General features: G+C 66.7%; 27 protein-coding genes and 2 riboswitches. Of the genes, 21 read left to right on the top strand and 6 right to left on the bottom strand.

Annotated elements, in window-relative coordinates:
• Positions 1–154: 154 nt before the first annotated feature.
• Positions 155–1348: a PQQ-dependent sugar dehydrogenase gene (locus DM450_RS05940; protein ID WP_260610233.1), complete on the bottom strand. Its 1194-nt coding sequence runs from the start codon at positions 1346–1348 to the stop codon at positions 155–157.
• Between DM450_RS05940 and DM450_RS05945 the strand changes: the two genes are divergently transcribed.
• From DM450_RS05945 to DM450_RS05965, 5 genes are all read left to right on the top strand, one after another.
• A complete protein-coding gene (locus DM450_RS05945; RefSeq protein WP_242526158.1) occupies positions 1341–1970 on the top strand; it encodes a ribonuclease HII in 630 nt (209 codons plus the stop codon). The genes DM450_RS05940 and DM450_RS05945 overlap by 8 nt on opposite strands.
• A complete protein-coding gene (locus tag DM450_RS05950; RefSeq protein ID WP_142633268.1) occupies positions 1967–2872 on the top strand; it encodes an oxidoreductase in 906 nt (301 codons plus the stop codon). Before DM450_RS05945 ends, DM450_RS05950 begins: the two co-directional genes overlap by 4 nt.
• Before the next feature lie 294 nt (positions 2873–3166).
• Positions 3167–4300: a site-specific DNA-methyltransferase gene (locus DM450_RS05955; protein WP_142633270.1), complete on the top strand. Its 1134-nt coding sequence runs from the start codon at positions 3167–3169 to the stop codon at positions 4298–4300.
• Between the two features lie 128 nt (positions 4301–4428).
• A complete protein-coding gene (gene folP / locus DM450_RS05960; RefSeq protein ID WP_142633272.1) occupies positions 4429–5556 on the top strand; it encodes a dihydropteroate synthase in 1128 nt (375 codons plus the stop codon).
• 208 nt (positions 5557–5764) lie between these two features.
• Entirely contained in the window at positions 5765–6118 is a 354-nt protein-coding gene (locus DM450_RS05965) for a hypothetical protein (RefSeq protein ID WP_142633274.1), read from the top strand.
• A 193-nt stretch (positions 6119–6311) separates the two neighbouring features.
• Here DM450_RS05965 and DM450_RS05970 read toward each other — a convergent pair whose 3' ends face one another.
• Positions 6312–7736: a sigma-54-dependent transcriptional regulator gene (locus DM450_RS05970; protein ID WP_142633276.1), complete on the bottom strand. Its 1425-nt coding sequence runs from the start codon at positions 7734–7736 to the stop codon at positions 6312–6314.
• A gap of 289 nt (positions 7737–8025) precedes the next feature.
• On the opposite strand from DM450_RS05970, the gene DM450_RS05975 reads away from it, so the two are divergent.
• The 13 genes from DM450_RS05975 to DM450_RS06035 all read left to right on the top strand — a co-directional run bounded on the left by DM450_RS05975 (position 8026) and on the right by DM450_RS06035 (position 19557).
• Positions 8026–8151: an aa3-type cytochrome c oxidase subunit IV gene (locus DM450_RS05975; protein ID WP_142633277.1), complete on the top strand. Its 126-nt coding sequence runs from the start codon at positions 8026–8028 to the stop codon at positions 8149–8151.
• A gap of 8 nt (positions 8152–8159) precedes the next feature.
• Entirely contained in the window at positions 8160–9290 is a 1131-nt protein-coding gene (locus DM450_RS05980) for an NAD(P) transhydrogenase subunit alpha (RefSeq protein ID WP_142633279.1), read from the top strand.
• A 29-nt stretch (positions 9291–9319) separates the two neighbouring features.
• Positions 9320–9919, top strand: coding sequence for a hypothetical protein (locus tag DM450_RS05985; RefSeq protein WP_142633281.1), 600 nt, complete (start codon positions 9320–9322; stop codon positions 9917–9919).
• Positions 9920–9921: 2 nt separating this feature from the next.
• Positions 9922–10224, top strand: a complete 303-nt coding sequence (locus tag DM450_RS05990) for an NAD(P) transhydrogenase subunit alpha (RefSeq protein ID WP_142633283.1) — start codon at positions 9922–9924, stop codon at positions 10222–10224.
• Positions 10224–11681: an NAD(P)(+) transhydrogenase (Re/Si-specific) subunit beta gene (locus DM450_RS05995; protein ID WP_142633285.1), complete on the top strand. Its 1458-nt coding sequence runs from the start codon at positions 10224–10226 to the stop codon at positions 11679–11681. The genes DM450_RS05990 and DM450_RS05995 overlap by 1 nt, the downstream gene beginning before the upstream one ends.
• Before the next feature lie 23 nt (positions 11682–11704).
• Complete coding sequence (locus DM450_RS06000) at positions 11705–12019, top strand: hypothetical protein (protein ID WP_142633287.1); 315 nt, start codon at positions 11705–11707, stop codon at positions 12017–12019.
• Positions 12020–12127: 108 nt separating this feature from the next.
• Positions 12128–13288, top strand: a complete 1161-nt coding sequence (locus DM450_RS06005) for a deoxyguanosinetriphosphate triphosphohydrolase (protein ID WP_142633289.1) — start codon at positions 12128–12130, stop codon at positions 13286–13288.
• Positions 13281–13973, top strand: coding sequence for an NAD(P)H-binding protein (locus DM450_RS06010; protein WP_142633291.1), 693 nt, complete (start codon positions 13281–13283; stop codon positions 13971–13973). The genes DM450_RS06005 and DM450_RS06010 overlap by 8 nt, the downstream gene beginning before the upstream one ends.
• 118 nt (positions 13974–14091) lie before the next feature.
• A riboswitch (glycine riboswitch) is annotated at positions 14092–14213 on the top strand.
• A 1-nt stretch (position 14214) separates the two neighbouring features.
• A riboswitch (glycine riboswitch) is annotated at positions 14215–14336 on the top strand.
• Positions 14337–14370: 34 nt separating this feature from the next.
• Positions 14371–15504: a glycine cleavage system aminomethyltransferase GcvT gene (gene gcvT, locus DM450_RS06015; protein ID WP_370584525.1), complete on the top strand. Its 1134-nt coding sequence runs from the start codon at positions 14371–14373 to the stop codon at positions 15502–15504.
• An 11-nt stretch (positions 15505–15515) separates the two neighbouring features.
• A complete protein-coding gene (gene gcvH / locus DM450_RS06020) occupies positions 15516–15887 on the top strand; it encodes a glycine cleavage system protein GcvH (RefSeq protein WP_142633294.1) in 372 nt (123 codons plus the stop codon).
• A gap of 186 nt (positions 15888–16073) precedes the next feature.
• Entirely contained in the window at positions 16074–17432 is a 1359-nt protein-coding gene (gene gcvPA, locus DM450_RS06025; protein WP_142633296.1) for an aminomethyl-transferring glycine dehydrogenase subunit GcvPA, read from the top strand.
• Complete coding sequence (gene gcvPB, locus DM450_RS06030; RefSeq protein ID WP_142633298.1) at positions 17429–19030, top strand: aminomethyl-transferring glycine dehydrogenase subunit GcvPB; 1602 nt, start codon at positions 17429–17431, stop codon at positions 19028–19030. Before gcvPA ends, gcvPB begins: the two co-directional genes overlap by 4 nt.
• Before the next feature lie 5 nt (positions 19031–19035).
• On the top strand, positions 19036–19557 hold the full coding sequence (locus DM450_RS06035; protein ID WP_142633300.1) for a CcdC protein domain-containing protein: 522 nt from the start codon (positions 19036–19038) through the stop codon (positions 19555–19557).
• 44 nt (positions 19558–19601) lie between these two features.
• Here the strand turns inward: DM450_RS06035 and DM450_RS06040 are convergent, their stop codons facing one another.
• From DM450_RS06040 to DM450_RS06050, 3 genes are all read right to left on the bottom strand, one after another.
• Positions 19602–19730 carry an entericidin A/B family lipoprotein gene (locus tag DM450_RS06040; RefSeq protein WP_142633302.1) on the bottom strand — a complete coding sequence of 43 codons (129 nt, stop codon included), beginning with the start codon at positions 19728–19730 and terminating at the stop codon, positions 19602–19604.
• Between the two features lie 206 nt (positions 19731–19936).
• Complete coding sequence (locus tag DM450_RS06045; protein WP_142633304.1) at positions 19937–20071, bottom strand: entericidin A/B family lipoprotein; 135 nt, start codon at positions 20069–20071, stop codon at positions 19937–19939.
• Positions 20072–20157: 86 nt separating this feature from the next.
• Positions 20158–21120 (bottom strand): DMT family transporter, encoded by a 963-nt coding sequence (locus tag DM450_RS06050; RefSeq protein ID WP_260610234.1) that lies wholly within the window; start codon positions 21118–21120, stop codon positions 20158–20160.
• 47 nt (positions 21121–21167) lie between these two features.
• Between DM450_RS06050 and DM450_RS06055 the strand changes: the two genes are divergently transcribed.
• Positions 21168–21374 carry a hypothetical protein gene (locus tag DM450_RS06055; protein ID WP_142633306.1) on the top strand — a complete coding sequence of 69 codons (207 nt, stop codon included), beginning with the start codon at positions 21168–21170 and terminating at the stop codon, positions 21372–21374.
• Here DM450_RS06055 and DM450_RS06060 read toward each other — a convergent pair.
• Entirely contained in the window at positions 21371–22309 is a 939-nt protein-coding gene (locus tag DM450_RS06060) for a LysR family transcriptional regulator ArgP (RefSeq protein WP_305082433.1), read from the bottom strand. The two genes, DM450_RS06055 and DM450_RS06060, sit on opposite strands and share 4 nt — an antisense overlap.
• Positions 22310–22365: 56 nt before the next feature.
• Here DM450_RS06060 and DM450_RS26160 point away from each other — a divergent pair, with 56 nt between their 5' ends.
• Together DM450_RS26160 and DM450_RS06065 are read left to right on the top strand one after the other, a co-directional pair.
• Positions 22366–22488: a hypothetical protein gene (locus tag DM450_RS26160; protein WP_260610235.1), complete on the top strand. Its 123-nt coding sequence runs from the start codon at positions 22366–22368 to the stop codon at positions 22486–22488.
• On the top strand, positions 22485–23099 hold the full coding sequence (locus tag DM450_RS06065) for a LysE/ArgO family amino acid transporter (protein WP_142633308.1): 615 nt from the start codon (positions 22485–22487) through the stop codon (positions 23097–23099). The genes DM450_RS26160 and DM450_RS06065 overlap by 4 nt, the downstream gene beginning before the upstream one ends.
• Positions 23100–23134: the final 35 nt, after the last annotated feature.

The raw sequence follows: 23134 nt of genomic DNA on the forward strand, positions 1-23134 counted from the left end.
GCACCAGCCCACTCCCCCACCCGACCACCCATCAGGGTACACTAGTGGGTGGTCGGCCCCCTCAGCGAAAAGGTCCGCCGGACCTTTTCGTGTTCTTCGGGACGGGAGTGGGCTGGTGCCGCAAATTCGCCTGCAGCGAATTTCAAATAGCCGCCTAGGTTTGCGGCGTGAGATGCAGCAGGTGCCCGGAATCCGGCGCCGGGCCGTCTTCCAGCAGCCAGATCGATCCGTCGAGGCCCTGCTGGATCTCGCGGATGCGGTTGCCGAGCGGGTAGCGCGCTTCCTCGATCGCCTTCTCGCCGTCGATCCGCACGGTGACGAGGCCGGGTTCGGAGAACGAGGCGATCACGAACTTGCCCTTCCACTGCGGGAAGCGGTCGCCGGTATAGAAGATGAAGTCTCCCGGCGCGATCACCGGGTTCCAGCTGATCGCCGGCGCGGCAAGATCGGGACGGGTCTTGTGGCGCGGGATCGGCTTGCCGTCATAGTGGTCGCCGTCCGAAACCAGCGGCCAGCCATAGTTCTGCCCCGGCTTCACCAGGTTGATCTCGTCACCGCCCGCAGGTCCATGCTCGAGATCCCAGAGCCGCCCCTTGTCGTCGAACACGAGGCCAAGGACATTGCGGTGACCGTAGGACCAGATCTGGCTGGTCGGGGCGGGTCTACCGGCAAAGGGGTTGCCCGGGGCGGGCGTGCCATCGGGCAGCAGGCGCACGATCTTGCCGAGATTGGTGCCAAGATCCTGCGCAGGCGTGAACTTCTGCCGCTCACCGGAACTGACGAAGAGGTACTGGCCATCGGGCGAGAAGGTCAGGCGGTGCGAATAGTGGCCTTCGCCGGAAACCTTGGGGGTCTGGCGCCAGATCACCTGAAGGCCCTGCAGCGCGCAGCTTGCCGGCTGCGGGCAGGAGAGGGTGGCCTTGCCGACGGCGGCGCCGCGCGTCTCGCCTTCGCCCGCCTCGGCCCAGCTGAGATAGACCACGCGGCCGTCCAGGGTCTTGGCCGGCGTCTTGCCGCTTTGCCCCGGTGCGAAGATCACGTCGCCAAGCCCGCCCTGTCCGCCGTAGGCGACCGTCGGTGCGCCGGAGACTTCGCCCAGGGTGCCGTCGGCCAGGCGCAGGCGGATCGCGCCCTTCTTCTCGGTGACGATCATGGCCCCGGTGGCCGCGTCGATGTCCATCGCCCAGGACTCGTCGAACGCGGCGACCTGTTCCACCTTGAAGGGCGCCGCCTCGGTCGCGGCCGCCGAGGCCTTATCCCCCGAGCCTGCCGCACCGCAGCTTGCGAGGATGCAGGCGACGGGCGATACCGCAGCCAGGAACGATCTGGAGTTTTTCCGCTTGGTCACGTCGAGTAAATCCCTTGCCGCCAGCGCACCGGGCCGCCTGATCATCGGGGTGGATGAGGCAGGGCGTGGCCCTCTGGCAGGGCCGGTTGTGGCGGGCGCGGTCGTGCTGTGCAAGCCCCGGCCTGCGGGGCTGGACGATTCCAAGAAGCTTTCCGCCCGGCGCCGCGCCGAACTGGAAGAGGCGATCAAGCGCCGCTGCCGCTGGGCGGTGGGCGTGGTGGACGTGGAGGAGATCGACCGCCTCAACATCTTCGGCGCGACGATGCTGGCGATGACCCGCGCGGTCGCCGCGCTCTGCGCGCAATTGGGCGAGGAGCCGGACGAGGTCCTGATCGACGGCAACATGACCCCGCAGGGCCGCACGGCGGAGTGGCGCTGGAAGGCCCGCGCCATCGTTGGCGGCGACGCGGTGGAGCCGTGCATTTCCGCCGCCTCGATCATCGCCAAGGAACACCGCGACCGCATCATGCGCGATCTGGCGCTGGTCCATCCACACTACGGCTGGGAGCGCAATGCCGGCTACGGCACCGCCCAGCACCTCGAGGCGCTGCGCGTCCATGGGCCCACCATCCACCACCGCCGCAGCTTCGCGCCGGTCGCTCAACTGGAGATGATGTTGTGACGGGATTTACCGCGGCCGACGTGACCGGGCAGGCCGGCAAGTGCTTCCTTGTCAGCGGCGCCAATACCGGCCTCGGCTTCGAGGTGACAAGAGTGCTGGCCGCGCGCGGCGCCCGCGTGCTGCTGGCCTGCCGCAGTGAGGACAAGGCCCGGCTCGCCATGGAGCACATCCGCATGGAGGTGCCCGGCGCCAATCTCGCCTTCGTGCCGCTCGATCAGGCGGACCTTGCCAGCGTGCGCGAATGCGCAGGCATCGTGGCGCGGGACGAGCCCCGGCTCGATGTGCTGGTCAACAACGCCGGCGTCATGGTGCCGCCGCTGGAGCGCACCGTGCAGGGGCATGAACTGCAGTTCGGCGTGAACCACCTTGGCACGTTTGCGCTCACGGGGCTGCTGCTGCCCAAGCTCGCCGAAGTTCAGGCTGGCCGCGTTGTCATTACCGCCAGCCTTGCCCACCGGCGCGGCAGGGTCGACTGGGACGATCTCGACGCGCATCGCGGCTACAGCCGCTCCAAGCGCTATGGCGACAGCAAGCTGATGAACCTGCTGCACATGTACGAACTCGACCGGCGCCTGCGCGCGGCGGGTTCGCCGGTCACGGCCCTGGCCTGCCATCCGGGGGTGGCTTCCACCGAACTGGGACGCCACTCGCTGGCATTCCGGGCGCTCTTCCCGATTGCGGGGCGGGTGCTCAACAATGCCGAGGACGGCGCCTGGCCGACCTTGCAGGTGGCGACGGGGGCGGTCGAGCCGGGGCAATATTACGGCCCGCAGCGTTTTGGCGAACTCTCCGGCCCCTCGGGCGTGGCCAGGCGCAGGGCTTCCGCCACCGATCCCGACGCGGCGCGGCGGCTCTGGGAGATCAGCGCGGCGATGACCGGGGTCGACTACGCGGGGATTTGAATTTCATCGCGCCCTGCCGGACTCGGGCAGGTTCAACGACGCGGCTGTGCATTTCGCATGCGGCGGTGTTGATAAAAAAATTTGCCGGAATCGCGCGAGTCGCTGCCGAGTCGCGAACCCCAAGATGTTGAGTCAGGTGATTCCCTCATGACTCGATATCTTGTGTGGGATTCGTTTTGTTCCATAGTGCTGAACAGGTGAATCACTAGGGAATCCGGCGAGTCGCAGCTTGACGGTGAATCCCGAAAGACTCATTGGGGAGTCAATCCACAGTTCAAATTCCCCGGAGCAAACATGGGCCAGCTACTCGTCAAGCAGAAGATCCGCGCTCGCGCACCCGCGCCGACGCCGAAGGAACTGCTGCCCCTCGGCCAGATCATCCCGGGCGACTGCATCGAGGCGATGCGCACCATTCCCGACGCCAGCGTCGACATGGTCTTCGCCGACCCGCCCTACAACCTCCAGCTCGGCGGCGACCTGTCGCGTCCGGACGGCAGCCATGTGGACGCTGTCACCAACGACTGGGACAAGTTCTCCAGCTTCGCCGTCTACGACCAGTTCACCCGTGACTGGCTGACCGAGGCCCGCCGCGTGCTCAAGCCCGAGGGCTCGCTGTGGGTGATCGGTTCGTACCACAACATCTTCCGCCTCGGCGCGATCATGCAGGACATGGGCTTCTGGATCCTCAACGACATCGTGTGGCGCAAGGCCAACCCGATGCCGAACTTCAAGGGCACCCGCTTCACCAATGCCCATGAAACGCTGATCTGGGCCTCGATGGGCGAGAAGTCGAAGTACACCTTCAACTACCGCGCGATGAAGACGCTGAACGACGAGCTGCAGATGCGTTCGGACTGGGTCCTGCCGATCTGCAACGGTGCCGAGCGCCTCAAGAAGGGCGGCCGCAAGGTTCACCCGACCCAGAAGCCCGAGGCGCTGCTCTACCGCGTGATGCTGGCCACCACCAACGAGGGCGACGTCGTGCTCGACCCGTTCTTCGGCACCGGCACCACCGGCGCCGTCGCCAAGCGCCTCGGCCGCGAGTGGATCGGCTGCGAGCGTGAGGGTGACTACCGCGAAGCCGCGCTGGAGCGCATCGAGATGGCGCTGCCGCTCGACGAGCGTGCCCTCAAGACCATGCAGTCGAAGCGCACCGCGCCCAAGGTGGCGTTCGGCACGCTGATCGAGACCGGCTGGATCGCCCCCGGCACGGTGCTTTCGGACAAGAAGAACCGCTTCCGCGCTGTGGTGCGCGCCGATGGTTCGCTGGCCGCCGACAAGGTGACCGGCTCGATCCACGGCCTTGGCAAGGAACTCCAGGGCGCGCCTTCGTGCAACGGCTGGACGTTCTGGCACCTTGAGCATGAAGGTCAGGTCAAGCCGATCGACGCGATCCGCCAGCTTTACATTCTGGCCACCGAGCCCTGAGGCTTCTGAACCGCCCTTCGAGACCGATCGAAGGGCGGTTCATTCTTAGCGAGAGGTGATTGGGCAAAATACGGGGTGGGCCCCGAAACCTGTTCTGCGTGGCCCGCGCAAAGGCTAAGGGCCGCTCCATGACTCGCCAGATCTACATCCAGCCCATCGCCTTCGCCCAAAGCCCGCAGTGCGAGGACGGCGAGGCCGTCCGCCTCGCCGGTTCGCTGGTCTGGGCCAGCCGCTTCGCGCTGATCGTGCGGGAAAACGGCAAGGTGGTCTCGCGCGACCGGCTGGGCGCGGCCGATGTGCCCGCCGCGCTGGCGGCGCTGCCGGACGATCTGGCGGCTGCGGCCGAGACACAGTGGGCAAACTTCAAGAAGATCCACCCACCGCTCCAGCTGAAGCTGGCAGGCGGCGGTGCGCGCACGATCCGCCTCGAACAGCCGCAAGTCGCCGGCATCCTCAACATGACGCCGGACAGTTTCTCGGACGGCGGCGCGTTCCTCGACAAGCCCGATGTCGCCTCCGGTCACGCCGCCGCCATGCTCGAAGCGGGCGCGGCGATGATCGACCTCGGCGGCGAATCCACCCGTCCCGGCGCCGGCGCGGTGTGGGAAGGCGATGAGATCAGGCGCGTGGTGCCGATGGTCGAGCAGCTTGTCGCCATGGGGGCTGCGATCAGTGTCGACACCCGCCGACCGGCGGTGATGGAAGCCACGCTGGCAGCGGGCGCGCATATCATCAACGACGTCTCGGCCTTGCGCTACGATCCGCGCAGCGTCGAACTCGCGGCGGCATCGGGCGCGCCGGTGGTGCTGATGCACGCGCCGGGCAAGGCGGACGACCTCCATTCCAACGGCACTTACGCCGACGTGGTGCTGGACGTCTACGACTGGCTCGAACGGCGCCGGGACGAGTGCCTGGCCGCGGGCATCCGGCCCGAGAACATCATGCTCGACCCCGGCGTCGGCTTCGGCAAGACCCTGGCCGAGAACCTCGCGCTGATGAACGGCCTCGCGATCTTCCACGGCCTTGGCCATCCGCTTTACGTCGGCGCCAGCCGCAAGCGCATGATCGGCGCGCTTTCCAACGAGGCGCCCGCGCATGACCGGCTCGGCGGCTCGCTGATGCTGGCGATCAGGGCGATGGATGCGGGCGCGCATATCCTGCGTGTCCACGATGTGCGCGAGACGGTGCAGGCGGTCCACGTCTGGCGCGGCCTGCGCGACGCCGCACTGACCGATTTCGGCCAGCTCCCGCGCTGATTTCTGCGACAAAACTGGCTGGCGGATGAACCCGGGATTGCCCCCGGATGAATGCGCGCTCCTGCTGTGTCGCCTGGTGACCGCATGGCCGCGTCCGGTCTCGGATCGTCCGTCCGGCGCCCCGGTTCGTCTCTCCGGCTTGAGCAAAATCGTGTTTCGGCTCGTTTCTCCATCGAACCGACCACACGAAGCCAAGGGAGAAGTCCCCATGAAGAAGACGATTTTCCGCACCGCACTGGTTGCCATGGCCCTCGTTCCCGCCGGTGCCGCGATCGCCATACCGACGATGTACGAAAAGGAAGTGGCGCGCGGCGAGGAAGCCCGCATCATCCAGAGCCCGATCGGCGGGATCCAGAACAGCAAGTGGTATGACTATCGCATCAACGTGAACGAGAGCCGCAAGGAACTCGCCAGCGATCTGCGCCGCGCCAGCGACATCGAGGACCAGCGCGATGCCTACAGCGAATATGCCACCGAGCTTTCGCATGAGCGCGGCAAGTACGTGAAGTACATGGCCAAGCGCGGCTACCGCGTGCCGCAGGTCTATCTCGAAGCGCTGTAATCTCGGCCTGCGCTAGGCTTGACTGAGAGCAGATTGGTCAAGCCCGCGCGGCGCCTGAGCGTTCCAGGCGGCTGATGCCTCCGCATCACCGCAGCCTGGTATGGCGCCTGCAATCCCCTTGGGGGCAGCCCCGCAAGGGGCGGCGGCCTCGGAGCTACGGCTCCGGGGCCGCCTATCGTTATGCCGCCTATCGTTATGCCGCGTTGTCGATGCCGAGTTCGCTGAGCTTGCGATAGAGCGTGGACCGGCCGATCCCGAGCCGGCGCGCGACTTCGGTCATGCGTCCGCGATACAGGCCGATGGCGAGACGGATCACGTCCGCCTCGATATCCTCCAGCGGGCGCAAGTGGCCGTCCGGCGTGTAGAGCATGACGCCCGAGCTTTCCTGGCGCGGATTGGCCGCCACGCTCGACGAATCGGTGCCGAGGATGCTGAGAAGCTGGGGGAAATCGTCCGAAGTCAGCGCATCGCCGTCGCAGAATACCGCCGCGCGGAACAGTACGGCCTGGAGCTGGCGGACGTTGCCCGGCCAGTCATAGGCGGCAAGCAGCGAGAGGGCGCCGTCGGTGATGCCCAGTTCCCTGAGGCCCGGCTGCTCGCCGATGCGGGCGAGGAAAAAGCGGGTGAGGGCGGGGATGTCGCCCGTCCGCTCGCGCAGCGGCGGCAGCTCGACCTTGGTGGGCGAGAGCAGTTCCAGCAGGTCCGGCAGGAATTCGCCGACATCGACAAGGTCCTGCAAGGGCATGTTGCTGGCGGCAATGACCCGCACGTCGACCCGGAACGAATGGCGCGCGCCGATCGGGCGCACGTCGTTCTTGCGCAGCGATTCCAGCAGGCGTTCCTGGACGCTGAGGGGAAGGCGGTCCACCTCGTCGAGCGCGATGGTGGCGCCGTCGCAATGCTGCATGGCGCCGATCTGCCGTTCGAACGCGCCGGGAAAGGCGCCTTTTTCGTGGCCGAACAGGTTGGATTCGATCGAGTTGGCGGCCAGTCCGGCGATATTGACGATCCGCAGAGGCGACTTGGCGCGGGGGCTGGCGGCGTGGATCGCGCGAATCAGCACTTCCTTGCCGGTGCCGCTTTCGCCTTCGATCAGCACGTGGCCGTGCCCGCGCGCGGCCTTGGCGGCGACCGCCAGCGCCTTGCGGAAATTGGGCGAGGCCCCGATCATCGATTCGAAATCGGGGGTGGAGGGCATCTTCTCGGTCAGCGGCGCCAGTTCGTCGCGCGGGGCTTCGCGCGTGGTGGCCGAGCGCAGCGCGTGCATGAGCCGGTCCGGCGCGATGGGCTTGACCAGATAGTCGGTCGCGCCCGCGCGCATCGCCTCCACCGCCAGCAGCGGCGAGGTATTGGCGGTGAGCATCAGGATCGGCAATGCCGGGCGGCGCACCTTGAGTTCGGCGATCAGCGCGCAGGCATCGTCGCCCGGTACCCATTGGTCGAGAACGATGGCGGAAAGCTGCATGCCCTGGCGGGTGCCGAGCGTGGCGATCGCGGTTTCGGGGTCACGGGCGATCAGCGTGCGCCAACCTTCCCGCGCCGCCAGCGCCGAGATGAGGCGGCTCTGCGCAGGTTCGTCGTCGATCAGCATGAGGAGGCGTTGTTCGGAATCCGCCATTTCTTACGCTTGTTCTTGCGCCCCCTTGTTGTGGTGCCAGAGACTTAGGTCAAACCGGTAAAGAGCAACTTAAGCCTGACGCCGCGTTCAGGGCTAGCCGATTGTTGAACCTTAAGGGAGTCTCCAGTCTCAAGTTCGATCCGAAATGGCATCAATCCGGCGCCATCGCGATGCCAAGGCCCTTGAGCCCGGCGCCCTGCAAGGTTAGACCATCGGCAATAACACAAGAATGACAACGCTTTTGAAAGCGGCGGACCTCGCCAAGGCGCGCAACAGGGGATTTCATCTGATGGCTTCCGGCACGGACATCAAGGCAGCTACCGAAACCTACAACAGCTTCATCAAGGCGACGGTCTGGGGCACGGCAGTCGTGCTGGTGATCGTTGTCCTCGTCGTCGGCCTGATCGCGTCCTGAGCCGCCCGGTGGCGGGCACGCGCTTCGCCGTCCTGAAAGAGCGGGCGGCGGGTGAAACGCGGGTTTCGGCTACGCCGGAGACCGTCAGGAAGCTCATCGCGCTTGGCGCAAGCGTCGCGGTGGAAACGGGCGCAGGGTTTGCGGCCAGCATCGGCGATGACGACTATGGGGCGGCCGGGGCCGAAGTCGGCCCGGCGGCGCAGGTGATTGCCGGCGCGGATGTGGTGTTTGGCGTGCAGGGCCCGGATCCCGCCTTGCTGTCCGGCGCGAAGGCTGGGGCATGGGTGGCGGCCGGGCTCGATCCCTTCGGGAACCGGGCGCGGGTGGATGCTTACGCCGCAGCCGGTATCGAGGCGCTGGCGATGGAATTCATGCCGCGCATCACCCGCGCGCAGTCGATGGATATCCTCTCCTCGCAATCGAACCTGGCGGGCTACAAGGCGGTGCTGGTCGCCGCCAATCTCTACGGCCGGGCCTTCCCGATGATGATGACGGCGGCCGGCACGGTCACGGCGGCCAAGTGTTTTGTCATGGGCGTGGGCGTTGCCGGATTGCAGGCGATCGCCACCGCCCGCCGCCTTGGCGCGCAAGTCTCGGCAACGGACGTGCGCTCGGCCACGAAAGAGCAGATCCTGTCGCTGGGCGCCAAGCCGATCTTTGTCGAAACCGTGGCGGGGATCGAGGGGGAAGGCTCCGGCGGCTATGCCACCGAAATGAGCGAGGAGTACCGGCAGGCACAGGCCGAACTGGTTTCCGGGCACCTTGCCAAGCAGGACATTGTGGTGACGACGGCGCTCATTCCGGGCCGGGCGGCACCACGCCTCATCACCGACGCGCAGATCGCGACGATGAAGCCGGGCAGTGTGATCTATGATCTGGCAGTGTCGCAAGGCGGCAATGTCGAGGGTTCCGAGGCGGACCAGGTGGTGGTGCGCCACGGGGTGAAGATCGTCGGCTATTCGAACACGCCCGCGCATCTGCCCGCTGACGCTTCGGCGCTGTTCGCGCGCAACCTGTTCAATTTCATCTCGGCGTTCTGGGACAAGGAGCAGGGCAGGCCGGTGCTTGACGAGGAGATCGGCAATGCGATCCGGCTGACGCGGGGCGGCAAGGTGGTGAACGAGAGGCTGTTGGGGTGAGGGCCATCGCTTTTGGACTCGCAATAGCGATGCTGGCTCTCCCGCAAAATGTCTGGCCGCAGGTCAAAACTGATACCGGATCGATCAGGTACATATTTGAGACCCTTCTCGTCCCGAATGCAGGTGCTGAACGTTCGATAACCGTAGACAAATACGGCCCTTGGGTCGGCGGCAAAGCGGTTCCTGCGAAGGCCGTAGTGCTGGCGACCGATGTGCCGCTTCCCGAAACAGGGATCTTTCTGCGCAGCGGCACGGTCATGACGGCCGCAACCGCAGATCGTCTGATCGCATGTGCAAACGGCGTCCTCGTCAAGGCCGGCGTAGGGGGGATGGGGAAGTCGCCGATATGCCTTGTCGATCTGGATCAGGATGGCAGGCCCGACGGGTGGTTCAAGGGTAGCATCAACGCGCTAGGGCCTTGGGGATATTACGAAATTCGATTTGGGCAGGGCATGCTGACTTGGTGCATCGGGCGGTCAGATGTCTGCAAGCAGGGGGCGCCCAAGATCAAATTGACCGATAGCGAGCAACTGAGCGAGTTCATGGGTGGGGTGTTCGCCTATCGCAAGTTGGCCGACGGAAATCTGGCGGTTCGAATAGTTCGCGATCCTGGGGAGGGAAAATACTAGCCATGGACTTCGTCTCGATCCTCTCGATCTTCGTGCTGGCCTGCTTCGTGGGTTACTACGTCGTCTGGTCGGTGACGCCGGCGCTGCATACGCCGCTGATGGCGGTGACCAATGCGATCTCCTCGGTGATCGTCGTCGGCGCTCTTGTGGCGAGCGCGGCGCCGGGCTCGCCGCTGTCGAAGTGGCTGGGGCTGGGCGCGGTCATGCTGGCCAGCATCAACATCTTTGGCGGTTTTGCCGTCACCGCGCGCATGCTGGCGATGTACAAGAAGAAGGACAAGCCGGCCTCCAGGGAGACGAAGTGATGGAGGCCCACGCGGTGAACCCCTGGGTGGCGGTCGCCTACCTGATCGCCGGTATCTGCTTCATCCTCGCACTGCGGGGGCTTTCCTCACCCGCGACCAGCCGCAGGGGTAACCGCTACGGCATGGCGGGCATGGCGATTGCCGTGGTGACGACGCTGGTGACGCACGTGCCCACCGTGACGGCGATCGGGACCGACTACAAAGTCCACATCGACGGCTGGCGGTTTCTGGAGATTTTTGCCGCCATCGCGATCGGCGCGGTGATCGGCCTCACCACGGCGCGCAAGATCCAGATGACCGCGATGCCGCAGCTTGTGGCGGCGTTCCACTCGCTGGTCGGCCTGGCCGCGGTGCTGGTGGGCGTGGCGGCCTTTTACAATCCGGCGGCCTTCGGCATCCTGGAGGCGGGCGGGCTGGACATCCTCAAGGGAAGCCGGATCGAGATGGGGCTGGGCGTCGCCATCGGCGCGATCACGTTCTCGGGTTCGGTGATCGCCTTTGCCAAGCTCAACGGCAACATGAGCGGGGCGCCGATCCTGCTGCCCGCGCGCCACTCGATCAATCTGGCCGCGCTGCTGGCGATCATCGTGCTGGTCAGCCTGTTCCACGGCGATACGCCGCATCTGTTCTGGGGTATCGTGGCACTGAGCTTTGTCATCGGTTTCCTGCTTATCATCCCGATCGGCGGGGCGGACATGCCGGTGGTCGTCTCGATGCTCAATTCCTATTCGGGCTGGGCGGCGGCAGCGATGGGGTTCACGCTGCACAACACGGCAATGATCGTGACCGGCGCCTTGGTCGGCTCTTCCGGCGCGATCCTCAGCTACATCATGTGCCGGGCAATGAACCGCAGCTTCATCTCGGTGATCGCCGGCGGGTTCGGCGCCGAGAACGCGGCGGGCGGCGGCGAGGGCAGGGAGCAGCGCCCGTGGAAGCGCGGATCGGCGGAAGACGCGGCTTTCCTGATGCAGGAGGCGGAGAACGTCATCATCATTCCCGGCTATGGCATGGCCGTGGCGCAGGCGCAGCATGTGCTGCGCGAGATGGCGGATCTCCTGAAGAAGCACGGCGTCAACGTGAAGTACGCGATCCACCCGGTCGCCGGGCGCATGCCGGGGCACATGAACGTGCTGCTGGCCGAAGCCAGCGTGCCCTATGACGAGGTCTTCGAACTGGAGGACATCAACGGCGAGTTCGCCCAGTGCGACGTGGCCTTCATCATCGGCGCCAACGACGTGGTGAACCCGGCCGCGCGCACCGACAAGTCCTCGCCGATCTACGGCATGCCGGTGTTCGACGTGGAGAAGGCCAAGACGATCTTTTTCGTCAAGCGCTCGATGGGCGGCGTGGGTTATGCTGGCGTCGACAACGACGTGTTCTACATGGACCAGACGATGATGCTGCTGGCCGACGCCAAGAAGATGGTCGAGGACATCAACAAGGCGCTGGCGGATTGAGGATGAGCCGCTAAGGGCGCGGCATGCGTATGTTGAAGCGAATCCTGTTGCTTGCGGGTCTTGTCGTGGTTCTGGTTGTCGGCGCGCATTTCTATGCGGCCTGGCGCCTGCATTCGGCACTGATCGAGAATGGCATGTCGAACCGTGTCGCCACTTGCATGACCAGGCGCATGATGAAGCGGCTGAACCTGATCCAGATCGTCAAGCTGCAGAAGCTGGAGGGCGACAAGCCCACGCTGGGCGCCTGGGTGCGTGCGGTGAAGTCGGTGGACGATAGCGAGGTGATCCTTGTCACCACCTCCTCGGCGGCGCTGTGCAAGACCGGTCTGGCCACGTGAAGCGGTTGCAAGTCAGGTGTTTCCCCCGCCACTCGAAATGCTCTAGGGCGGCGGGAAATTTCTAGGCCGTTGATGAGTTCACGACCTAGCTCCAGGAAAGACCAAGGCTTGACCCTCGCTCCTTACGCATCCGATCCGGCTCGCACGCGCGGGCGCGAGTTCCTGACCGACGACAGCGGCACGCGCGGGCCGCGCAGCGCCTATCAGCGCGACCGTGACCGCATCATCCATTCCATCGCGTTCCGCCGCCTGCGCTACAAGACCCAGGTCTTCATCGCGCCCGACGGCGATCATTATCGCGTGCGCCTGACCCACAGCCTGGAAGTCGCCCAGATCGCGCGTGTCATCGCCCGCATCCTCGGGCTCGACGAGGATCTGAGCGAGGCGCTGGCGCTGGCGCACGATATCGGTCATCCGCCGTTCGGCCATGCGGGGGAGGAGGCGCTCGACGCCGCGCTCCACCAGGCTGGCGGGTTCGACCACAATGCCAATTGCCTGCGCACGCTGATGCGCATCGAGACGCCCTATTGCGAGCACGACGGGCTCAACCTGACGTGGGAGACCCTGGAAGGGCTGGCCAAGCACAACGGCCCGGTCACCGCGCCGAACTGGGCGCTGGGTGAGCTGGATGCGGCCTATAACCTCGAACTCGGCTCCTATGCCTCGCTGGAGGCGCAAGTGGCGGCGCTTTCCGACGACATTGCCTACGACAACCACGATATCGACGATGGCCTGCGCGCGGGGTTCCTCGATCTCGACGAACTGCTGGCGCATCCCTTTGTCGCCGCGCGCTGGCGCGAGGTGGAGCGGCGCTTCCCGGGCGTGGCGCGCAGCCGGCAACTGGCGGAGCTTATCCGCAGCCAGATCGGCTTCATGGTCAACGACCTGATCGCCCAGACCAGGGCCAACCTCATCGGCATCGAGAGCGTGCACGACGTGCGCACCGCGGGGCGTCAGCTGGTCACCTTCTCGCCGGACGTCGAGGAGGGGGAGCGGGCCTTCAAGCGCTTCATGTACGAGAAGCTCTATTACCACCCCGAACAGCTCGAAACCGCGCGCCGCGCGCGGGCGGTGATCGCCGAACTCTATGCCGCCTATTCGCAGGAGCCGGTGCTGATGGAGGAAAGCTGGATCGACGGCTTGCCGCGCCAGGAGCCGCAGCGCAGCCGCCATATCGCCGACTATATCGCCGGCATGACCGACCGCTATGCCATCGCCTGTCACGCGCGGATCTACGGATCGACGCCGGAGGGGCTGCGCAATGTCTGAAGCCGCAACGCCTGTATGGCGGCTTTGCCTCGTCGGGGCGAGCGGGCTGGTCGGGCAGGCGGTGATCGCCGGCAGCGTGGCGCGCGCCGATGTGCGTGTGGTCGGTGTTGCCCGGCGCGAGGTGCCCTTGCCGGAAGGTGCGCGGATGGAAGTGCTGGTGGGCGATAGCGACCAGTGGCCTGCGCTCATCGCCGCCGCCCGGGCCGAGGTGCTGGTCTGCGCGCTCGGCACCACGCGCAAGGCGGCGGGCAGTGACGAGGCGTTCCGGGCGGTCGATCACGACCTCGTGCTGGAGGTGGCGCATGCCGCCCGCGCCGCCGGGATCGCGCATTTCATCCTCGTCTCCTCGGTTGGCGCCGACCGGGCGAGCGGCAACCTCTACTTGCGCACCAAGGGCGACGTCGAGGATGCTGTCCACAAGCTGGGTTTCCGCCGCCTCGACATCCTGCGCCCCGGTCTGCTGCGCGGCCCGCGCCGCGAGAGCCGCCCGCTGGAAAGCCTGGCGCAAGTCTTGAACCCGCTCGCGGATGCCACCGTGCTGCATGGCCGGTTCTCGAAATTCCGCTCGATCACGGTACGCCGCCTTGCCGAGGTGATCCTCGCGCTGAGCGCCGAGAAGACGCGCGGCCGCTTCATTCACGAGCACGCAGCGATGATGCGCGTGCTGGGCCGGGCGCAAAGATAGGTGGGACGGGGCGGGGGGTGCGGCGGGGTTTGCAGCGGGGCCTTGCGCGAAATTGTGCGGCACTGCAGCGCAAGCGGCGTTGACACAAACGCACCGGTCACCCAAGGGACAAGGCATCGCTGACAGCGCGGGAGAGACCTGCCGATTCGCATGTGCGGCCTAGGCCGCGTTTGGGATGAAGTGGGCGCCGAAGGAGCAACCGCCCCGGAATCTCTCAGGCAAAAGGACCGCGCAGCGTCGATAGCGAGACTCTGGAAAGTGTCTCATTCCTTTGGAATGAGGCCGCCGACGGTGTAACTTTGGCCATGCCTGTCATGGGCGCGCCAAGGGAAGCTCTCAGGTTTCCGTGACAGAGGGGGCACCTGGAATGGTGTGCCGAACTGTGCGGAGTCATGTCTTGAGCGAATACCCGATTTCCGATTCCGATCAGGAACCCGAAGAACTGGCGCCGATGCTGTTGCCGCTGGATGGCTGGCACCGCGATCACGGTGGCCGCATGGTCGAATTCGCCGGTTACATGATGCCCGTCCAGTACGAAGGGATCATGGCCGAGCACCTGTGGACGCGTGAGAGCGCCGGGCTGTTCGACGTCAGCCACATGGGCCAGCTGTTCATTTCCGGCGAGGGTGTCGACGCCGCGCTCGAAGCGGCGCTGCCGATCGATCTTTCGACCCTCAAGCTCGCCTCGGTGCGGTATTCGCTGCTGCTCGACGAGAACGGCGGCGTGCTCGACGATCTCATGGTCACCCGCCAGGAAGACGGCTTCTACGTTGTCGTCAACGGCGCGACCAAGTGGGACGACATCGCCGTCTTCCACGAGCTGCTGCCCGAGGACGTGACGCTCAACCACCTCGATGACCGCGCGCTGCTGGCGCTGCAGGGGCCCAAGGCGGTCGATGCGCTGGAGCGCGTGGCGCCGGGCGTTGCCGCGCTCACCTTCATGAAGAGCGGGCGCTTCACGCTGGGCGGCGTCGAGGCCTGGATCAGCCGCTCGGGCTATACCGGCGAGGACGGTTTCGAGATCTCGATCCCCGGCGATGCCGCTGCCGAGGTGGCGGACCTGCTGCTGGCCCAGGCTGAAGTGAAGCCGATCGGCCTTGGCGCGCGCGATTCGCTCCGCCTTGAAGCCGGCCTGCCGCTCTATGGCCATGACATGGACCCCGAGCGCGGCCCGGTCGAAGCCGGTCTTGCTTTCGGCGTGAACAAGCGCCGCCGCCTCGAAGGCGGTTTCCCCGGCGCGGCCCGTGTCCAGCGCGACTTTGCCGAGGGCACGGCCCAGAAGCGCATCGGCCTCACGCTCGAAGGCCGTCAGGCCGCGCGCGAAGGCGCCAAGGTTTTCCATGGTGAACAGGAGGTTGGCGTCGTCACTTCAGGCGGTTTCTCGCCTTCGCTCCAGCATCCCATTGCCATGGCCTATGTCGACGCGGCGCTTGCCGCCGACGGCACCGCCCTTTCCATCGACATCCGGGGCAAGAAGCTGGGCGCCACCGTCGCAGCCATGCCCTTTGTCCCCAATCGCTATCACCGCTGAGGAACTCTCCCATGACCCGTTATTTCTCGCAGGAACACGAGTGGATCGAAATCGAGGGTGACCTCGGCACCGTGGGCATCACCGACTACGCACAGGGCCAGCTGGGCGACATCACCTTTGTCGACCTGCCCGCCGAAGGCGCGACGTTCGAAAAGGGCGATTCGGTTGCCGTCGTCGATTCGGTGAAGGCCGCTTCGGACGTCTACACCCCGGTTTCCGGCACCATCGCCGAAGCCAACGAAGTTCTGGCCGACCAGCCCGAACTGGTGAACACCGACGCCGAAGTCGGCGGCTGGCTGTTCCGCATCACCCTGTCGGACGCTTCCGAACTGGAAGCGCTCATGGATGAAGCGGCTTACAAGGACTATGTCGAAAGCCTCTGAGCCTTCGATCCTCCCCCTGAGGGGGAGGGGCACCGCCGCCAAGCGGTGGTGGAGGGGTATTCAGACCTGCGGCGTGGTTCCACGCCGCGGGCAGCTTGCCCCTCCGTCAGCCCTCCGGGCTCCGCCTTTCCTCAGGCACCTCTCCTTGCAGGTGAGGATCCTCGAGATTTCTGACCAGGAAACCCCATGCGCTACCTTCCCCTGACTCCGGCCGACCGTGCCGAGATGCTCGGCGTCATCGGCGCCGCCAGCGTCGACGATCTCTTCGTCGATGTGCCCGCCGAAGCCCGCCTGTCCGGCCCGATCGCAGGCCTGCCTGCCCACGCCAGCGAAATGGCGGTCGAGCGCCACATGGCGAGCCTCGCGGCCAAGAACCTCTCGGCCGGCACGGCGCCGTTCTTCATCGGTGCGGGCGCCTACCGCCACCATGTTCCGGCCTCGGTCGATCACCTGATCCAGCGCGGCGAGTTCCTCACCGCCTACACGCCCTACCAGCCGGAAATCGCGCAGGGCACGCTGCAGGTGCTGTTCGAGTTCCAGACCCAGGTCGCGCGCCTGTTCGGCACCGACATCGCCAATGCCTCGATGTACGACGGTTCGACCGCGTGCTGGGAAGCGATCCTGATGGCCAGCCGCGTGACCCGCAAGGTCCGGGCCGTGCTGTCCAGCGGTCTGCACCCGCACTACGCCGAAGTCGTGCGCACGATGGCCAAGTTCACCGAGGACGAGATCGTCAGCCTCAAGCCCGAACTGGTGGCCGAGGCCGATGACGCCGCCGTGATCGCCGCGATCGACGACAAGACCTCCTGCGTCGTTGTCCAGTATCCCGACGTCATGGGCCGCATTCCCGATCTCGCCGCGATTGCCGAGGCCGCGCATGCCAAGGGCGCGCTGCTGATCGCCGTCGTCACCGAGCCGGTGGCGCTGGGCATGATCGAGGCGCCGGGCGCGCTGGGTGCCGACATCGTCGTGGGCGAGGGCCAGTCGCTGGGCGTCGGCCTGCAGTTCGGCGGTCCGTACCTGGGCCTGTTCGGCTGCCGCGAGAAGTTCGTGCGCCAGATGCCGGGCCGTCTCTGCGGCCAGACCGTGGACGCCGAGGGCAAGCGCGGCTTCGTGCTGACGCTCTCGACCCGCGAACAGCATATCCGCCGCGAGAAGGCGACCAGCAACATCTGCACGAATTCAGGGCTTTGCGCGCTGGCTTTCAGCATTCACCTGACCCTGCTGGGCGGTGAGGGCCTGGCCCAGCTGGCCGCCGTGAACCACGACAAGGCGCAGGCGCTGATCGAGCGTCTGGCCAAGGTGCCGGGCGTGACGGTGCTGAACCAGGCCTACTTCAACGAGGCGACCGTGGTGCTGCCGCGTGACGCCCGCGAAGTCGTGCGGGACCTTGCCGACCGCAAAGTGCTGGGCGGCGTCTCGCTCGGCCGCCTGTTCCCCGAGGACTGCGATCTGCACAACGGCCTGCTGGTGACGGCGACCGAGACCGTGACCGACGAGGATATCGAAACCTTTGCCCGTGAGCTTGAAGGAGTGCTGGCATGAACGCGGTAAACGCAAGCGGCTGGCGCCCCCAGATGGGCGAAGCCGGTGAGGGCGCTGTCTTCAAGACCGCCTCGGGCGACTATGGCCTGATGCTGGAAGAGGCGCTCAGCTTCGAACTCGGTTCCTCGGCCAAGTGCGGTGTCGATCTCGACACCCCGACGCGCCCCGTTGCCTCGGGTCTTGCGAAGTTCCTGCGCAAGGCGGCCCCGGCGCTTCCGGGCCTCACCGAGCCGGAAGCGGTGCGCCACTACACCCGCCTGTCGCGCCAGAACTACGCGATCGACCTCGGGCCGTTCCCGCTCGGTTCGTGCACGATGAAGCACAACCCGCGCCTGAACGAGAAGATGGCTCGCCTGCCGGGCTTTGCCGACGTTCACCCGCTCCAGCCGCAGAAGACGGTCGAGGGCGCGCTGGAAGTGATCGAGCAGCTGGCCGACTGGCTGATCACGCTCACCGGCATGGCCTCGGTGGCGATGAGCCCCAAGGCAGGCGCGCACGGCGAGCTGTGCGGGTTGCTCTGCATCCGCGCCGCGCTCGATGCGCGCGGTGAGAAGCGCGACGTGGTGCTGGTGCCGGAAAGTGCCCACGGCACCAACCCGGCAACCGCGGCTTTTGCGGGCTTCAAGGTGCAGTCGATCCCGGCGACCCCGGAAGGCCGCGTCGATGTCGAGGCGCTCAAGGCGAAGCTCGGGCCCAACGTGGCCGGCGTGATGATCACCAACCCCAACACCTGCGGCCTGTTCGAGCCGGAGATGAAGGCAATTGGCGACGCGGTTCACGCCGCCGGCGGCTACGTCTACTGCGACGGCGCGAACTTCAACGCCATCGTCGGCAAGGTGCGCCCAGGCGACCTCGGCGTCGATGCCATGCACATCAACCTGCACAAGACCTTCTCGACGCCCCACGGCGGCGGCGGTCCCGGTGCGGGTCCGGTCGTGCTGTCCGAAGCGCTGGCGCCCTTCGCGCCGCTGCCCTTCGTCAGCCGCGGGGACGATGGCCGCATCCACCTCGTCGAGGAAGAGAACCGGGGCGAGGGTCACGATCAGGCCTTCGGCCGCATGGTCGCCTTCCATGGCCAGATGGGCATGTTCACCCGCGCGCTGACCTATATCCTCAGCCACGGCGCGGACGGTCTGCGTCAGGTTGCCGAGGATGCGGTGCTCAACGCCAACTACGTCCTGCGTTCGTGCGAGGACCTGCTGCCGGCGCCTTTCGCCAAGAGCGGCCCGTGCATGCACGAGGCGCTGTTCAGCGATGCCGGGCTCGCCGAGGGCTTCTCCACGCTCGACATCGCCAAGGGCCTGATCGACGAGGGTTTCCACCCGATGACGGTCTACTTCCCGCTGGTGGTCAAGGGCGCGATGCTGGTCGAGCCGACCGAGACCGAAAGCAAGGCGGGCCTCGACCGCTTCATCGCTTCGCTGCGCAGCCTTGCCCAGCGCGCCAAGGACGGCGACCAGAGCCTGCACAGCGCGCCGCACTTCGCGCCGCGCCGCCGGCTTGACGAAACGCTCGCCGCGCGCAAGCCTGTGCTGGTATGGCAGGACACCCCGGGTGAGCCGGGCACGCCTGCGCTGAGCGAGTTCGGAGGCAGCTGAGGCATATGGGGGGATCCGGTAACGGCATGGCGGCATGGGTGCCGCTGGCGATTTTCGGTGCGGTGATGCTCTGGCGTTTCCGCAATCTTGAAAAGGCCCGCCCGCTCCGGCTCCCCCTCCTGTGGATCATGCCGCTGATCGTGACGGCAGTGGTCTGCTTTGCGCTCAGCGCGATGATGCCATCGCCGCTGGGGTGGGCCAGCCTCGCCGCGGGTTTCGTGGTCGGCGGCGCCATCGGCATGCAGCGTTCACGCCTGATGCGGCTTCATGTCGAGGGTGAGGGCGAGGATGCCCGCGTGATGGTGCGCCAGTCGCCGCTTGCGCTGATGCTGATCGTCGGCGTCGTGATGGCGCGCAAGCTGGTGCTGCCGGGCGGCATGGCGATCGGGGCCGGGCATCCGGCGGCAACCGCCTTGCTGGTGACCGACGGAATGCTGGGCTTTGCCCTGGGCGTGGTGCTGGTGAGCCGGTTGGTGCTCTGGCAGCGCGCCCGCGCCATGGTGGCGGCGCACGTCTCAGACAGCTGAAACACGGGAACGGCCTGCCGGGATGACCCGGCAGGCCGTGTTTCTCACATCGCGCGGTCGACCGAGTTCGCCGCCGATTCCAGGTCCTGCCCGACACCGCGTACGGTGTTGCAGGCAGCCAGGCCCAGCACGAGACCGGTGCTCACGGCAACCAGGACCAGCTTCCTCACCATCTTTTCGCTACCCTTATCGCTCCGCGGCCACGATTGGCCGGGACCTTCTGCCGCTAGGCGAAGGCGAAGAATAGCGAAAGAGGAGAGGCGCTGCCGCCCGGATTATACCAGGCTGCAGTGATGCTGACGCATCAGCAGCTAGGCACGCTCAGGCGCCGCGCGGGCTTGACCAACCTGCAATGAGCCAAGCCCAACGCAGGTTGGTATTACTTGTGGATCGCGTCGTCGCCGGCCTGACCCACCGATTCGATGTCACGGCCCGCGCCCTTGACCGTGTTGCAGGCCGAGGCCGACATCACGATGCCGCCGGCCACGAGGGCGAGTACGATTTTCCTGACCATAGTGCGTTCCTTTCAGGCTCTTCCGGCGCATGGCCGGGATCGCTCAGAGCAACGCGTGATGGCGGAGCAGGTTCCCTCGAGGAAATTCAGGCGGCGATCTCTTCGGTCGCGCCTTCGTCGAGCGCGGACGTCGGGGCGATGCGCTTGGACAGGGTGTGTTCGCGCCAGGTGATGATGAGCCCGGCCAGGATGATCAGCGGCGCGCCCGCCCAGATCGATGAGGGTGGCAAGGCGCCGAAGATCGTCAATTCGTAGAGGGTCGCCCAGATCAGGGCGCTGTAATCCATCACCACCACGCTCGCCACCGCGCCGTAGCGCAGGGCGGCGGTGATCAGCAATTGCGCCAGCGTGCCCGCCAGCCCCACCGCGACCAGCAGCGCCCAGACATGCGGCGCATGGAACTGGCCGTAGAACGGCAGCAGCACGGCGGCGAGAAGGGCGCCGAAGAACGAGAACCAGAACACGCAGGCGATCGGCGCCTCGGTGCGGGCAAGGTCGCGGATCTGGAAACTGACGATCGAGACGACCACGCCGGCGCCAAGCCCTGCCGCAAGACCGGCCAGCGGCACCGCCTGTTCGCCCGGCCGGGTGATCAGCAGCACGCCCACGAAGCCCAGCACCACCGCCGTCCAGCGCCACGGCCCGACATGTTCGCGCAGCACCAGCGCGGTGATCAGCACGGCAAACAGCGGCGCGGTGAAGCCCAGCGTCGTGCCCACGGGCAGGGGCAGCAGCATCGCGGCGGTGACGTTGCACACGAGGCCCACGGTGCCGGTGGTCGCGCGCATCGCGTGATTGCGCAGGCGCTGCGTCTTGAGCACGCCGATACGCCCGGTCGCGAGCAGGCAGCCGGCGATCAGCGGCACCGCCATGGCCTGGCGCCAGAACACCATTTCCGGCGCCGAGACGCCGTTCTGCCCGGCCAGCCGGATCAGCATGAACATCGTCGAGAGCATGACCATCGCCAGCAGGCGCAAGCCGATGGCGAGCATCGGGCGATCGCGTGACGGCGTGGCGGTCCGGGCGGGCATGGCGGGCGATGCGTTCACGAGGGAGGGCTTTATCTTCCTGTCACGACGAGGCAAGGGGCTGCGCCATGATCGACACCGACCTTGTCATGGCCATCGCGGGCCTTGTCTGCGCGTTTGTGGCTGCCGCCGCCTGGATCGGCGACCATCGCCGCATGAAGCGCCGCGATCTCGACCGGGTCGGCTTCATGCCCTGGACGGCGCTGTTCTTCATCGGCCTGATGGGGGCGGTGCTGCTGCTGGGCATTTCCGCCAAGGACTGGTTTTCGCGCTAGGTCGAGGCCGACCGCTGGCTGCGCGGCTTTTGCAGCACGGCGCCGGAGGCCTTGCGCACGGCATCGGTCAGGGCGCGCAGCGCCCCTGCCTGAAGCCGCGTGACGGTCCAGTAGAGGCTGACTTCGAGCGCTTCGCCCGGCGGCAGTTCCTTGAGCTGGCCCGAGGCGATATGCGGCAGCGCAAGCGGTTCGGGGTGCATGCCCCAGCCGATGCCTCTTGCCGTGAAATCGAGGAAGCCTTGCGTGGAGGGCACCCAGTGCGTCGGCGCCGAGAGCTTTACTGCGTGGAATTCGGCCGCCCAGCGGGCCTGCACCGCGTCGCGGCGGTCGTAGCGCAAGGTCGGGGCGGCGGCCAGCGAACGCGCATCGACGCCCTCGGCAAAATGGCGCGCAAAGAATTCCGGCGAGGCACAGGCGCGGTAACGCAGGGCGCCGAGTTCGATCGTCGAGCAGCCCTGGATCGGTTCCGGGTCGGAGGTGATGACGGCGGCCACTTCGCCCGAGCGCAGGCGGTCTGCGGTATGCGCCTCGTCATCGACGATGAGGTCGAGCAGGGTGCCGCTGGTTTCCACGAACAAGGCGGCGGCATCGGGAAACCACGTGGTCAGGCTGTCTGAATTGACCGCGACCTTCAGCGTCAGCGGCGCTTCGCCCTTGCGCAGCTGGGGGGTGAGGTGCGGGGCAAGGTCGGCCTCCAGCAGCCGCACCTGATCGAAATGGGCGCAGAGGGCGCGGCCGGTCTCGGTCGGTTCGCAAGGCTGGGCGCGCACGACCAGCACCGTGCCCAGCCGTTCCTCGAGGCCGCGCACGCGCTGCGACACCGCCGAGGGCGTGATGCCAAGCGCGTCGGCGGCCCGTTCGAACGAGCCTTCGCGCACCACCGCGGAAACCGCCGCCAGAGCCGGATAATCGAGCATGATGAAGCAATGCTTCATCGGCCTTAGGCGATCAAGTTTTATTGTTCCGATGCGGGGCGGTAGACGCTGCGCTCATGGACACGATCATTTTCCCCCTCTGCCTTGCACTCGGTGTGGTCTGCGCCTCGCTGGTTTCGCTGTGGTCCGGCCTGCGTGCCGGGTCCTCGGCTGCCCGCAAGGGCCTGGCACGACGATGACCGGCACCGCCTATCTTTCCGGCTTCGCGCTGTCGGCGGCGCTGATCGTCGCCATCGGGGCCCAGAACCTCTTCGTGCTGCGGCAGGGGCTACGGCGCGAGCATGTCGGCGCGATCGTGCTGTTCTGCGCGGCGGCGGATTCGATCCTGATCGCGGCGGGCGTCGCCGGGGTGGGAGCATTCCTTGCCGCCCTGCCGCAATTGACGAGGGCGCTTTCGCTGGGCGGGGCCGCATTTCTGGGCTGGTACGGCGTGGCCGCGCTTCGCCGCATGGCCGCGCCGGGTTCGGTGGACGTCACGGGCGGCGGGACCGTCACGCTTGGCCGTGCGCTGGCGGCAACCGCGGGCTTCACGTTCCTCAATCCGCATGTCTACATCGACACGGTCCTGCTGATGGGCGCGGCAGGTGCGACCCAGCCGCTGGCCTTGCGGCCGGTGTTTGTGGCCGGTGCCGCCAGCGCCAGCGTGCTGTGGTTCTCGGCGCTGGGCTACGGCGCGCGGCTGTTGATCCCGCTGTTCGCCCGCCCGGCGGCGTGGCGGGTGCTGGACGCCGTGGTCGGCGCGACGATGCTGACGCTTGCCGCCTCGCTGATTGCCCGCGCGCTGGGATAAGCGCGCTTTCCTACAGCGGGCAAATCTGTCCTAAC

It is taken from the genome of Sphingomonas sp. IC081 (genome assembly GCF_006874585.1).
GTDB lineage: Bacteria > Pseudomonadota > Alphaproteobacteria > Sphingomonadales > Sphingomonadaceae > Novosphingobium.